Here is a 12,109-nt window from a genome sequence, read left to right as displayed (position 1 = left end):
GTTAAAAATGGTAGGCAGAATCAAGATGATTGCCTACCATTTGTTGTATTAGATAGGCTAAATTAAATATCACGCACAGCAACAACAACGACATAAATAATCGGGAATTTTTCATAGGCCTCAATAAAATCGTTTCTCTTTTCAACCGTTAAATGTAATGGGGTAATATAGGTAGTGGCATCCACCTCGGGTACAGAACCATACATTCCGAGACGATATTCGCCCGTTTGAGTAATGACCTTATTTTTCGCTGCCTTAAATATTAATCCCAATTTCGGACTATCGAGAAATCGTTTTTCTGAAAGGATGTTTTTTTTATCTTGAATGGCGCCTATTAAAAATAATTCCGGTGTAAAGTTTTGCCTAAAGAGAGAAAATTGAATGGCACCCTTGCCATTATAGTTATTGCTAAAAGATAAATATTTATTGTCCTTAAATTTTCCATACTCATAAACTTCTACAAACATACTAATTGTTTTTTCATCTTTTAAATCAAAGGATTGCTGAAAGTTAAATTCCGCTACATTCGATAAAATATCGCCAGTCACTTCTTTTTCATTAGAGCACGCCATTAACGTTAAACATAGAACAAGAAACAGTAAGATTCCCCTCATAAAATCCCTCCATTTACCAATTTAACACTGAATTTTTAAATGCCCCTTAAATTACCACTTTATTTCTTGCTAATCCATTCTATTCCCATCACTTTCCACTTGCGGTCTCACATGTCTCATTTTAAAATAAGAACAAATGTTCGATTAATTAAAAGGGAGATGCCAAGAATGTATGAAAAAGCGCCCCAACGTTCAATGATTTGTATTGATATGAGGAGCTTTTATGCAAGCTGTATTGCCTCTGTTGAGAATTTAAATGTGATGGAGGTGCCAATTGCGATTGTCGGTAATTTTCAGCAAAAGGGAAGTGTCGTACTCGCCGCATCCCCACCGATGAAAAAGCGCTTTAATATTCGAACAGGATCGCGGCTTTACGAAATTCCACCGCATCCTGATATTCGCCTGTTTGAACCACGTATGTCACTATTCGTACGCATGTCGATGGAAATTACACGACTGCTAAATGAATTTGTGCCAAAAGAGGCAATCCATGTGTATAGCGTCGATGAAAGTTTTATTGATTTAACAGGTACTGAAAAACTATGGGGTTCACCTGAGCAAACCGCTGCCTATATCCAAGATTGTATTTACCGGCAATTTGAAATTCCAAGCGCAGTAGGCTTCGGACCCAATATGCTCATGGCAAAACTGGCCCTTGATATCGAAGCGAAAAAGACAGGATTTGCGAAATGGACGTACGAGGATGTTCCGACAAAGCTTTGGCCACTGTCGCCATTATCAGATATGTGGGGGATTGGACGCCGCACGGAAAAAACACTCCATCATATGGGGATTTATAGCGTCTATGATTTGGCACATACCGATCTTAAGCTATTAGAGCAACGTTTCGGCGTAATGGGAAACCAGCTTTACTATCATGCATGGGGCGTTGATTATTCAACAATTGGTGCACCCATTTTGCAGGGGCAAATTAGCTTTGGCAAAGGGCAAATGCTGATGCGTGATTATAGAAGTCGACAGGAAATTTTAGTCGTGCTCTTAGAAATGTGTGAGGATGTAGCAAGACGTGCCCGTGAAGCGAAGAAAATTGGGCGTACGATTTCACTTGGCCTTAGTTATAGTAAGGATGCCTTTGGGGGAGGTTTTCACCGCTCACGTACAATTGATGAGCCGACTAACGACACCCTTAAAATTTATAAAGTCTGCACAGAACTGTTAGATGAATTTTATGCTGAACGCCCTGCTCGCAAGCTAACAGTGACATTAAGTAATATTGAAAGTGAGTACTCAATGCAATTAAGTTTTTTTGATGAAACAAGATGGCGTAATCGAAAGCTGGGGGAAACGATGGATCATTTACGTAAACGTTTTGGCTCAACCTCGTTACTACGTGCGGTTTCCTACACGGATGCAGGCACAGCCATTAGCCGAGCGACATTATTAGGTGGACATAAACAGTAAGGAGTGAATAGGATGAATAGAGACCGAGGAACAATTAAATGGACGGCAATGATGCTACCTGAGCATGTGCAACTGTTAAGGGAATGGCAGGGAGAGGATCGTTTTGTCGAGAAGCCGCAATTAGATGAAGCCCAGCTTGAGCAGATGAATGTCCATTTGCAGCGTTCTTATAAAGAACGTTGTATGATTCAGTTGAAAGTTTGGGAACAAACATCTATTTATAATGTATCGGGTATTATTCAAAAAATGAATCCATATGATCAATCCATTCAGCTTGAAAACGGACAAAAATTTTCCTTGGATATGATTTGCGAGACGTCAATTGAAGGAGAATAATGGACTTATAACATCTAAAAAATACCAATTGTAAGAAAAATACCGCTATTCGAATATTTCACGCGTACAAATGTATCACTGAAAAAGAATATTTATAAAATATTGTATTTTATAAAAGAACACCATATAATAAACGACGTCAAAAGCTTTTTAAATGAATGCTTTGTAGGTTTTATCTGTGTTTTTACAGAGGACATTTGTTTCGGTCGATTAGAAGGTGTAACTTTTTATCGACATCGGAAAGGACATCGCTCAGTGCAAAAAAAGCACAAAAATGTATCTTTCGATTGATAGAGGGGGTATTAGTGTGGAAAAAATTATGGTGACCGGTGCTTTAGGTCAGATTGGTTCGGAATTAGTAGAAAAATTACGTCAAACGTATGGCGTGGACAATGTGTTGGCAACAGATATTCGTAAAATTGATCAACATGTAGGACCGTTTGAAGTATTAGATGTGACAGATGGCAAGCGTATGCATGCATTAGCACATGAATTTGGCGCGGACACAATGATTCACATGGCCGCATTACTATCAGCAACAGCAGAAAAAAATCCAGTGTTTGCCTGGAATTTAAATATGGGTGGTTTAATGAACGCACTAGAAGTGGCGCGTGAATTAAACATGCAGTTTTTTACACCGAGCTCAATCGGTGCTTTTGGTCCTTCAACACCAAAGGACAATACGCCTCAAGATACGCTACAACGCCCAACAACAATGTATGGGGTAAATAAAGTAGCCGGTGAATTATTATGTGATTACTATTACACACGCTTTGGCGTTGATACACGCGGCGTGCGTTTCCCAGGCTTAATTTCGTATGTAACGCCTCCTGGTGGTGGTACGACGGATTATGCAGTAGATATTTATTATAAAGCAATTGAAGAAGGTCGCTACACATCGTATATTGCAGAAGGTACGTATATGGATATGATGTATATGCCAGATGCCTTACAAGCAATTGTTGATTTAATGGAGGCAAATCCGGACAAATTAGTGCACCGTAATGCCTTCAACATTTCAGCAATGAGCTTTGAGCCATCTCAAATCGCAGCAGAAATTCAAAAGCATATTCCAACCTTTACGATGGATTACAACGTAGATCCGGTTCGCCAAGCAATTGCCAACAGCTGGCCAAATGCTATCGATTCTTCAGCAGCAATGGAAGAGTGGGGCTTTAAAGCAAGCTATGATTTAGAAAAAATGACAACGGATATGCTAGACAAATTGAAAATCCGATTAGAAAAGAAACTCGTATAGTATATTAAGATAGCGAACAAAACGGTTCTAGTTTTGCTCGCTATTTTTTTAATTACTATAATTTATTGAGGGAAAAATAAGAAATCATTACATTAATAAATGAGCAAAAATACGTTTTAAAAACTGAATATTTACAATATTAAGTATATAATATTAAAATGATAGTATGGGAGAAAATGAGAAACGCTTTTTTTAGGGGAATATGGCAAATATGAAAATCAAAAGCGTTCTAATTACAAGGGGGAATTCAGTATGATGATGCAAACACCGTTACTTTTAATTGATATGTTAAAGCGTGCAGAAACGTATTATGCGCATAAGGAAATCATTTCACGTACGAGTGAGACAACAGTACACCGCCTTACTTACGGGGAATGGGGGAAGCGAACACGAAAGCTTGCCCATGCTTTAACAAAATTAGGTATGCAGCCAGGAGATAAAATCGCATCCTTTGCTTGGAATCAGCATCGTCATTTAGAGGCCTATTTTGCAGTACCTTGCTCAGGTGCTGTGTTGCATATGGTAAATATTAGACTATCACCAGAGCATATCGCTTATATTATAAATCACGCAGAAGATAAGATGATTTTAATTGATGAAGATTTAGTACCATTAATGGAAGAAGTGCAAGATCAATTAACGAGCATTGAACATTTTATTATTATGGCAGATGGGGAATTACCGAACACGACATTACGAAATGCTCTTTCTTATGAAGCACTTTTAGCGGAAGCAGATGAAACATTCTCATTCCCAGAGGATTTAGATGAAAATGCCCCAGCGAGTATGTGCTATACGAGTGCAACGACTGGAAATCCAAAGGGTGTAGTATATACGCACCGTGCTTTAGTGCTTCATAGCATGAGCCTTTCAATGGTTGATACAATGGGCATTTCAGAGCGCGATGTAATTCTGCCGATTGTGCCAATGTTCCATGTCAATGCATGGGGCATGCCCTTTGCTGCAGTCAATGTTGGCGCAACACAAGTGTTAATTGGACCACAATTTACACCGAGCTTAATTTTAGATTTCATTGAGCAATACGGTGTTACAAAAACAGCTGGTGTACCAACAATTTGGTTAGGTGCGACAAAGGAAATGGAGAAAAAGCCACGTGATTTATCCACATTACAAGCTATTTTCTGTGGAGGATCGGCATCACCAAAAGGTTTAATAAAAAAATATGAAGAGCTCGGAGTCAACTATGTAGTTGTGTATGGTATGACGGAAACTTCTCCAATTGTTTCCTTATCACGGGATTTGTCATCAATGGATGATTTACCATTAGACCAAAAGTTAGAAACACGCGCGATGCAAGGTTTGACGGTACCTGGTATTGAATCAAGCATTGTTAACGAGTATGGGGAAGTACCATGGGACAATGAAACAATGGGGGAGCTACGCCTACGAGGTCCATGGATTGCATCGGAATATTATAAAGATGAACGTACCGCGGAAGCTTTTAAAGATGGTTGGCTTTATACCGGGGACATTGCGGTCCGTTCAAAAGAAGGCTTCATTAAAATTACGGATCGTACAAAGGATTTAATTAAATCAGGTGGTGAATGGATTTCATCAGTCGACTTGGAAAATGCGTTAATGTCACACGATGCTGTATTTGAAGCGGCAGTTATTGCAATCCCACACGTTAAATGGCAGGAAAGACCACTTGCTTGTGTTGTCCTAAAGGAAGGGATAGACGTAACGAAAGAGGAGCTTATGGAGTTTTTAGCGAGCCAATTTGCCAAATGGTGGCTGCCAGATGACATCATCTTTTTAGAAGAAATTCCAAAGACATCGGTAGGGAAGTTTTTAAAGGCGAAGCTACGTGAAAACATTAATGAAATCTATCCACAGCTACAAATTTAACTTCTTTCAAGGTGTAAATCATTAAAAGAAAAATCTTCTTATTGTTCAATCAGGCAAAATTATGTAAAAATAAGGGCGAGTTTATTTGAACATAAGAAGGTGTAAATTATGCGCATTTTAGTAGCGGATGATGATAAAAAGCTATGTGAGAACATCACCAAAATATTGAATGTCGATCTTTATTCAGTCGATTCGGTGTTTGATGGCAGTGAAGCGAAGGATTTAATCGACTATTATGAATACGATTTGCTAGTGCTTGATTGGATGATGCCCGGTGTTCTTGGGATTGAAGTTTGTCAGTATGCACGATCAACAGGTTTTGATGGCGGAATTTTAATGCTAACAGCAAAGGATACGACAGAAAATATTATTGAAGGCTTAGACAATGGCGCAGACGATTACATGGTGAAGCCATTTAAAATGGAGGAGCTCCGTGCAAGAGTTCGCGCCCTTTTACGACGGAAAAATAAAATTGTCGAGGAAGAAATTACAGTTGGAGCACTAAAATTAAATAAAAATAAGCGTACGGTCTACATCGATAATTTTGAAGTGAGCTTAACGAAAAATGAATTTTTACTGCTGGAATATTTAATTGAAAATAAAGGACAAGTGCTAACCCATGAACAGCTCATTGACTACATTTGGTCGATTGATGATAATGCTAATACGAATACGCTAGCAGCCCTTGTACGATTAGTACGTAAAAAAATTGACATGGAAGATGAGCCTTCTTATATTCAAAGTATGCGCGGAATGGGCTATAAATTGAGGGAAGCATAATGTTTAAAAAAATCAAAATGCGACTCACATGGATGAATGCGATTAGTTATTTCATCTTTCTTGTTTTATTTTTAACAGTATTTTATTTTTCGTTCGCCCAGATTCTAAATCAAGTTCAGCAAAATATGGTTGAAAGCTATGCAGCGAATAATACCGATAAGTTTTTCAATGTATACAACGGGCCACCAAAGCCGCCCAATCGTTTTGAATTAGAAGTAGACAAAGTGAGTTTCTTCTATGTCATTTCAAAGGATTTAGAAATTTTATATGGCGAAGAATTGCATGAGGGGTTTAATAAGGAGCTACAAAAAAACTTACAACCCGTAGAGACGAAGCAATTTGAGCGCTACGACTATGAAGGGGAAACATTGCTTGTCATGACGCAGGCAATTCGGATTCATGGTGAAACACTTGGTTATATTGCAGTCGGCCAAAATGTAACGACATATGAGGAACTGCTTGATAATGTATTACTACTACTCATTGCGTTATTAATTATCTCGAGTATTGGCATCGCGGTACTAAGTTACTTTTTAGCGAAAAAATCCATGCAGCCAATTCAAACATCCTACGAACAACAACGTCAATTTGTGGCGAATGCCTCCCATGAATTACGAACGCCGCTCGCTGTTTTGTATAGCTCACTTGAATTATTCGAAGAACAAATGCAGCAAAACGGAAACGATTATCCGCGTGATACGATGGACGATATGAAAAACGAAGCGAACTATATGAATGAAATGCTCTCGAGCTTACTTTATTTAACACGTTCTGATCAAAATCAAATTGAATTAAATATCACACCTGTAGATATCTCGAACTTATTAATTCAGCGAACACGGCGCTTTGCTAAAACCGTACCTCATTTATCGTTTAGATTGGATGTAGCGGAGGAATTAACGATTGAAGCCGATAAGATTTTAATCGAGGAACTGCTCTATATTTTATTGAAAAACGCAGTGACCTATACGAGTGAAGGTACGATTTCAGTTTATGCAAAAAAAGAAGGATCATTTATCAAAATTGAAGTAGCAGATACAGGGATTGGAATTGCGGAAGACGATTTACCTTATATTTTTGAAAGATTTTACAGAGCGGATAAAATCCGTAACAAATCGGGAACTGGTCTTGGTTTGTCAATTGCTAAAGTAATTTTACACCTACATAATGGGCAAATTACTGTAAACAGTGAACTAGGCAAAGGTACGACCTTTACAATTGAGCTCCCAATTACACATTAAATATAAAACACAGTGAAATTTTTATTTTCACTGTGTTTTTTCATTTTCATTTCATTTTTCTAACGTAAAGTATGCGTTGTAAGGAGGAATGACTTTGAACGTACGCACGAAATCGCTCGTCATACCAATCCTAATCATATTGATTTTAATCATAGCTGCAGTTTATGGCATGAATGCTTTGAACGTTGAAAAATCGACAGCCGGCTATGACTATAAAGCGCAATTATTTATAGAAGATGAAATTGGGATAGTTGACATTACGGTAAGTGAAAATAATTGGAACAAAATTTTAGAAAACCCAACCGCCGAGGAATATGTAGAAGCATCTGTCACAGTAAATGGTTCAACTTATGATAATGTTGGCGTTCGAGCGAAAGGAAATTCATCGTTAACAAGTGTAGCGAACAGTGATTCAGAGCGTTACAGCTTGAAGCTAGATTTTGCACAATATGATACGAACCAAACGTATTACGGGTTAGAAAAAATCAATTTAAACAATAACTTCTCAGATACAACGCAAATGAAGGAATTCGTATCTTATGAATTAATGGAGCAGCTTGGCATTGCAACACCAGCACATTCCTATGTGAAGGTAATGGTCAATGGACAATATTACGCATTAATGTTAGCAGTTGAAGAAGTTGGCGAAGCATTTGCCAAAACAAATTATGGCTCCACAGAAGGATTTATTTTCAAGCCAGAAGGGAATGGTAGCGACCTTGCCTATGTATCCGACGATGTAAATAATTACGACGGTATATTTAGTGAAGTAAAAATGAACAAAAAAACAGCGGAAAATAATTCGGATATCATTACGATGATGAAGGAAATAAGCGAAGGGGATACATCGTCCCTCGACATCGAAAAAATTGCTGCTTATTTTGCGTTAAATACAGCACTCGTTAATATGGATAGTTATCAAGGGTCGTTTAAGCATAATTATTACTTATATGAAAATGAGGACGGTATTTTTTCTGTTATTCCATGGGATTACAATATGTCCTTCGGTGGTTTCTCAGGTGGTGGCGGAGGCCCAGACCAAAATGCTGATGCCAACGAGGCAGCTCAAAGTAATGGAGAGAAAGGAATTGGCGAAGAAGGAAATCAAAATGCACAACAACTAGCTCCACCAGATGCCAATCAACAAAAGACGAATCAAATGCAACAACCAAATCGACAGCAGCAAGATCAAGCGAATGAACAGCAAAAAGCTGAAGCTCAAGGTGAGCAAAACGAACAGCAAAATAACGGACGCGGGATGAACGGCCAACGTGGTGGCGGTGGCGGATTAATGATGGGTCAAAATATGATGACGGATTCTAACATAAATTTCAGCATTATAGAACCGGTATCCGGAACAACAATTGATGCCCGCCCGTTATTAAAAATAATATTAGAAGATGAACAGGCACGCGCAATTTATGATGCGTATTTAGAGCAAATCGCAACAGAAATTTTAACGGAAGAAAATGTACAGGCCATTACAACTAAGCTCGGCGATTTATTAGCACAAGCCGTGGAAGAGGATCCATCAAAATTCGGTACGACTGAGCAGTTTTTAGCAGGCGTTAGTGGTGAGGAGAGCTTAGCAGAGTTTGCGAAACAGCGAAGCGAATCAATATTAAAACAACTTGCTGGTGAAATTGAAGGCGTATCTGGTGCAGGAAGTAGTGGTATGCCAAGCTTTGGCGGGAACGGCGGACAAGAGATGAATGGAGAAATGCCAAACTTCGAAAATATGCCAGAAATGAACGGAGAGCAAGGTGTAGACGGTCCCCCGCAAATGAATGGGGAAATGCCAAACTTTGAAAACATGCCAGAAAGAAACGGTGAACAAGGAGCAGGAGGTCCACCACAAATGCCAGGTGGGGGACAACCTGGAGAGATGAATGTACAACAAGTAAATGAAACCAATCCAACACAAACAGCCATTCTACTTGGTGCGTCAGTTGTTATTATCCTACTAGCCATACTATTCATCGTGTTTCTGAGCAAAAGAAAATACAAAAAGGGGTGAGGTAGATGCCAAAGCAAACGTCGTACAATCCAAATGGGCGTAGCGAAATGAAATTCGGTATTACTTATGTCGATTATCAAGTTCTTCGCATGAAGCTACGTCACATCATGCAGCTTGACCCGCATGCTAAGATGAACGGACGCTATTTAATTCGTTCTTGCTACTTTGACAATGTTGACAACAAAGTAATGAACGAGAAAAAAGAAGGCTTTTTAAATCGCGACAAATACCGTGTCCGTATTTACAACAAAAGCGATGACGTCATTCATTTAGAACGTAAATCAAAGCGCAACAATCAAACATTTAAATCTAAATGTGCATTAACAAAAAGAGAATTTGAACGCATGCGTCATTATGATTTTGATTGGATGAAAGACGATAAGCGATCATTAATACGTGATTTACACAAAGACATTAAGCTATATCAATTAAAGCCGATGACCGTAGTTGACTATGAGCGGGAGGCGTATTTATATGCCCATGGAAACGTCCGCATTACTTTTGATTGTAAAGTCCAAACGAGTCTTCGTAATACCGATATGTTCAATAAAAAATTACCAATGGTTGATGTACTGGAGCCAAATGAAGTCATTTTAGAAGTGAAATATGACGAGTACTTACCAACTGTAATTAAAATGCTACTTCAAGGCATCCATACACGCCATGAAGCTTATTCAAAATACCAACTAAGCCGCATGTATGGCTAATTTTAAATTTTAGGAGGAACTACACTATGTTTACGCTTTTAGCAGCAACGAATGTCACAACCTTTGATGACATTTTTAAATCAAGTTTTTTAGAAAAAACAGCAACGTTTTCTTTAATCGATGCATTAATCGGTTTAGCGAGTGCATTTTTACTCGGTGTCTTTATTTACTTCGTATACAAAAAGACGTTTAACGGAGTTGTCTACTCTCATTCTTTCAACATTTCATTAATGATTATGTCCCTTGCAACAGCACTAGTTATTATGGGGATTAGCCAAAACGTACTATTATCACTAGGTATGGTTGGTGCGTTATCAATCGTTCGTTTCCGTACACCGATTAAAGATCCAATGGATTTAATTTTCTTATTCTGGTCAGTAGTTGTTGGTATTTTATGTGGTGCTGGATTCATTCCATTAGCGGCAATCGGATCAGTTATTATCGGATTGGTAATTATTGTATTCCAAAATAAAATTGTGATCGAAAACCCATATTTAGTCGTTGTGAAATTCGAACAAGAAGAAACAAATGCAGAAATAGAAAAATTACTAAAGGTAGCATCAAAACGCTATTTATTAAAATCAAAATCTGTTATGGCAGATACTGAAATGGAAGCAACCTACGAAGTGCGCTTAAAAGGAGATGACGCAGCATTCGTATCTTCCTTATCAAAGATTATCGGTGTAAGCTCGGCCGTCATGCTAAGCTATGACGGCAACTTTACCGCATAAATTAGGAGAGAAAAAAATGAAAAAAACAGTAGTAGCAGTTACACTTGCTTCCTCATTAATGCTAGCGGCGTGTAATAATGACAAAGATAATATTGTTGCAACAACTGCATACGGGAACATTACACAAGGCGATTTTTACGAGCAAATTAAAGGATTAGCAGGAACGACTTTATTAGAGCAGGTTGTCATTGATCAAATTTTATCTGCCCGTTATGCAGCGGCTGACGACGAAATACAAGAGCAATTTGACAACTATCAAACAATGTACGGTGATGAATTTGAATCCGCACTGGCGGAAAATGGTCTGACAGAAGAAACATTTAAAGATAATATTCGCTTCCAAATTTTACAACAAAAAGCGATGGAAGATGTAGAAATTACTGACGAGGAAATTACGAACTATTACGAACAAGGGAAGTATGAGCTGAGTGCTCGTCAAATTTTAGTGGAAACAGAGCAAGAAGCGCAAGAACTTTATGACAAGCTTCAGGCAGGGGAAGACTTTGCAGCTTTAGCAAAGGAACATTCTCAAGATGCAGCCTCCGCTGAAAATGGGGGAGAATTAGATTGGTTTACAGTTGGTGAAATGACAGGAGCCTTTAACGATGTCATCTGATGATGGCTATTACATTATTCAGCTGATTGATAAAAAAGAAGTCGAGGAATACGCTTCTTTAGAAGATCAAAAAGAACAAATTACGGCTTTATTAAAAGAGAAGAAAGCAGCTGAAACAGATTGGGCAACAGTAGAAGCTCGGCTATTGAAAGAAGAAAATGTCCAAATTAAAGATTCAGATTTAAAAGGGGCATTTGGTGGGACAGAAGAATAATAAGCAAAAAGAGAGCACTCATAATCGAGTGTTCTCTTTTTTTTACGTCGTTTTTCCACCGGTAAAAAAGCGCTTCATTAAGGTGAGCCCTAAATTGAATAGAAAAATGATGAGCGCTACACGGAAAAATGCAACGAAATATTGCCAAAATGTTGTGCTATCAATGAAAAGTTCGGACATCCCTTCAATTAAGGCATACGTAAAATAGCCTGCAATTCCAATGAAAAATAGCCCAGCAAAAAAATCTTTCACCCTCATAGCTCATCCCCCAATTACACATGATAACTTAAATTTACCATAGGAA

13 protein-coding genes are annotated in these 12,109 nt (G+C 38.3%); 11 read left to right on the top strand and 2 right to left on the bottom strand.

The features are described 5' to 3' along the window. Positions 1-62: 62 nt before the first annotated feature. On the bottom strand, positions 63-614 hold the full coding sequence (locus MKZ17_RS17610; protein WP_340725037.1) for a hypothetical protein: 552 nt from the start codon (positions 612-614) through the stop codon (positions 63-65). 168 nt (positions 615-782) lie between these two features. Here MKZ17_RS17610 and MKZ17_RS17605 point away from each other — a divergent pair, with 168 nt between their 5' ends. From MKZ17_RS17605 to MKZ17_RS17555, 11 genes are all read left to right on the top strand, one after another. After that, a complete protein-coding gene (locus MKZ17_RS17605; RefSeq protein WP_340725036.1) occupies positions 783-2,036 on the top strand; it encodes a Y-family DNA polymerase in 1,254 nt (417 codons plus the stop codon). 12 nt (positions 2,037-2,048) lie between these two features. Continuing rightward, positions 2,049-2,372 (top strand): YolD-like family protein, encoded by a 324-nt coding sequence (locus MKZ17_RS17600; protein ID WP_340725035.1) that lies wholly within the window; start codon positions 2,049-2,051, stop codon positions 2,370-2,372. Positions 2,373-2,679: 307 nt separating this feature from the next. Then, positions 2,680-3,630, top strand: coding sequence for an L-threonine 3-dehydrogenase (locus tag MKZ17_RS17595; protein ID WP_340725034.1), 951 nt, complete (start codon positions 2,680-2,682; stop codon positions 3,628-3,630). A 255-nt stretch (positions 3,631-3,885) separates the two neighbouring features. Further along, positions 3,886-5,499 (top strand): long-chain fatty acid--CoA ligase, encoded by a 1,614-nt coding sequence (locus tag MKZ17_RS17590; protein ID WP_340725580.1) that lies wholly within the window; start codon positions 3,886-3,888, stop codon positions 5,497-5,499. A 108-nt stretch (positions 5,500-5,607) separates the two neighbouring features. Beyond that, the gene (locus MKZ17_RS17585) at positions 5,608-6,279 is read left to right on the top strand and encodes a response regulator transcription factor (protein ID WP_340725033.1); all 672 of its coding nucleotides are present in this window, start codon (positions 5,608-5,610) and stop codon (positions 6,277-6,279) included. Next, the gene (locus tag MKZ17_RS17580; RefSeq protein WP_340725032.1) at positions 6,279-7,520 is read left to right on the top strand and encodes a sensor histidine kinase; all 1,242 of its coding nucleotides are present in this window, start codon (positions 6,279-6,281) and stop codon (positions 7,518-7,520) included. The genes MKZ17_RS17585 and MKZ17_RS17580 overlap by 1 nt, the downstream gene beginning before the upstream one ends. A 94-nt stretch (positions 7,521-7,614) precedes the next feature. Next, positions 7,615-9,537: a CotH kinase family protein gene (locus MKZ17_RS17575; RefSeq protein ID WP_340725031.1), complete on the top strand. Its 1,923-nt coding sequence runs from the start codon at positions 7,615-7,617 to the stop codon at positions 9,535-9,537. 5 nt (positions 9,538-9,542) lie between these two features. Next, the gene (locus MKZ17_RS17570; protein ID WP_340725030.1) at positions 9,543-10,244 is read left to right on the top strand and encodes a polyphosphate polymerase domain-containing protein; all 702 of its coding nucleotides are present in this window, start codon (positions 9,543-9,545) and stop codon (positions 10,242-10,244) included. A 26-nt stretch (positions 10,245-10,270) separates the two neighbouring features. Further along, on the top strand, positions 10,271-10,975 hold the full coding sequence (locus MKZ17_RS17565) for a DUF4956 domain-containing protein (RefSeq protein ID WP_340725029.1): 705 nt from the start codon (positions 10,271-10,273) through the stop codon (positions 10,973-10,975). 16 nt (positions 10,976-10,991) lie between these two features. Continuing rightward, positions 10,992-11,591, top strand: a complete 600-nt coding sequence (locus tag MKZ17_RS17560; RefSeq protein ID WP_340725028.1) for a peptidylprolyl isomerase — start codon at positions 10,992-10,994, stop codon at positions 11,589-11,591. Beyond that, a complete protein-coding gene (locus tag MKZ17_RS17555) occupies positions 11,581-11,805 on the top strand; it encodes a hypothetical protein (RefSeq protein WP_340725027.1) in 225 nt (74 codons plus the stop codon). The genes MKZ17_RS17560 and MKZ17_RS17555 overlap by 11 nt, the downstream gene beginning before the upstream one ends. 42 nt (positions 11,806-11,847) lie before the next feature. Here the strand turns inward: MKZ17_RS17555 and MKZ17_RS17550 are convergent, their stop codons facing one another. Next, positions 11,848-12,063 (bottom strand): sulfate permease, encoded by a 216-nt coding sequence (locus MKZ17_RS17550; protein ID WP_340725026.1) that lies wholly within the window; start codon positions 12,061-12,063, stop codon positions 11,848-11,850. Between the last annotated feature and the right edge of the window lie 46 nt (positions 12,064-12,109).

Origin of the sequence: Solibacillus sp. FSL R7-0682, from assembly GCF_038005985.1 — a bacterium.
In the GTDB taxonomy this organism is placed as follows: Bacteria; Bacillota; Bacilli; order Bacillales_A; family Planococcaceae; genus Solibacillus.
This window is presented reverse-complemented; position numbering and strand designations above follow the sequence as displayed.

Excerpts from the sequence above, each read along its gene's own strand:
- MKZ17_RS17610 (WP_340725037.1), bottom strand. The coding sequence starts at position 614 with ATGAGGGGAATCTTACTGTTTCTTGTTCTATGTTTAACGTTAATGGCG.
- MKZ17_RS17605 (WP_340725036.1), top strand. The coding sequence starts at position 783 with ATGTATGAAAAAGCGCCCCAACGTTCAATGATTTGTATTGATATGAGG.
- MKZ17_RS17600 (WP_340725035.1), top strand. The coding sequence starts at position 2,049 with ATGAATAGAGACCGAGGAACAATTAAATGGACGGCAATGATGCTACCT.
- MKZ17_RS17590 (WP_340725580.1), top strand. The coding sequence starts at position 3,886 with ATGATGCAAACACCGTTACTTTTAATTGATATGTTAAAGCGTGCAGAA.
- MKZ17_RS17585 (WP_340725033.1), top strand. The coding sequence starts at position 5,608 with ATGCGCATTTTAGTAGCGGATGATGATAAAAAGCTATGTGAGAACATC.
- MKZ17_RS17580 (WP_340725032.1), top strand. The coding sequence starts at position 6,279 with ATGTTTAAAAAAATCAAAATGCGACTCACATGGATGAATGCGATTAGT.
- MKZ17_RS17570 (WP_340725030.1), top strand. The coding sequence starts at position 9,543 with ATGCCAAAGCAAACGTCGTACAATCCAAATGGGCGTAGCGAAATGAAA.
- MKZ17_RS17565 (WP_340725029.1), top strand. The coding sequence starts at position 10,271 with ATGTTTACGCTTTTAGCAGCAACGAATGTCACAACCTTTGATGACATT.
- MKZ17_RS17560 (WP_340725028.1), top strand. The coding sequence starts at position 10,992 with ATGAAAAAAACAGTAGTAGCAGTTACACTTGCTTCCTCATTAATGCTA.
- MKZ17_RS17555 (WP_340725027.1), top strand. The coding sequence starts at position 11,581 with ATGTCATCTGATGATGGCTATTACATTATTCAGCTGATTGATAAAAAA.
- MKZ17_RS17550 (WP_340725026.1), bottom strand. The coding sequence starts at position 12,063 with ATGAGGGTGAAAGATTTTTTTGCTGGGCTATTTTTCATTGGAATTGCA.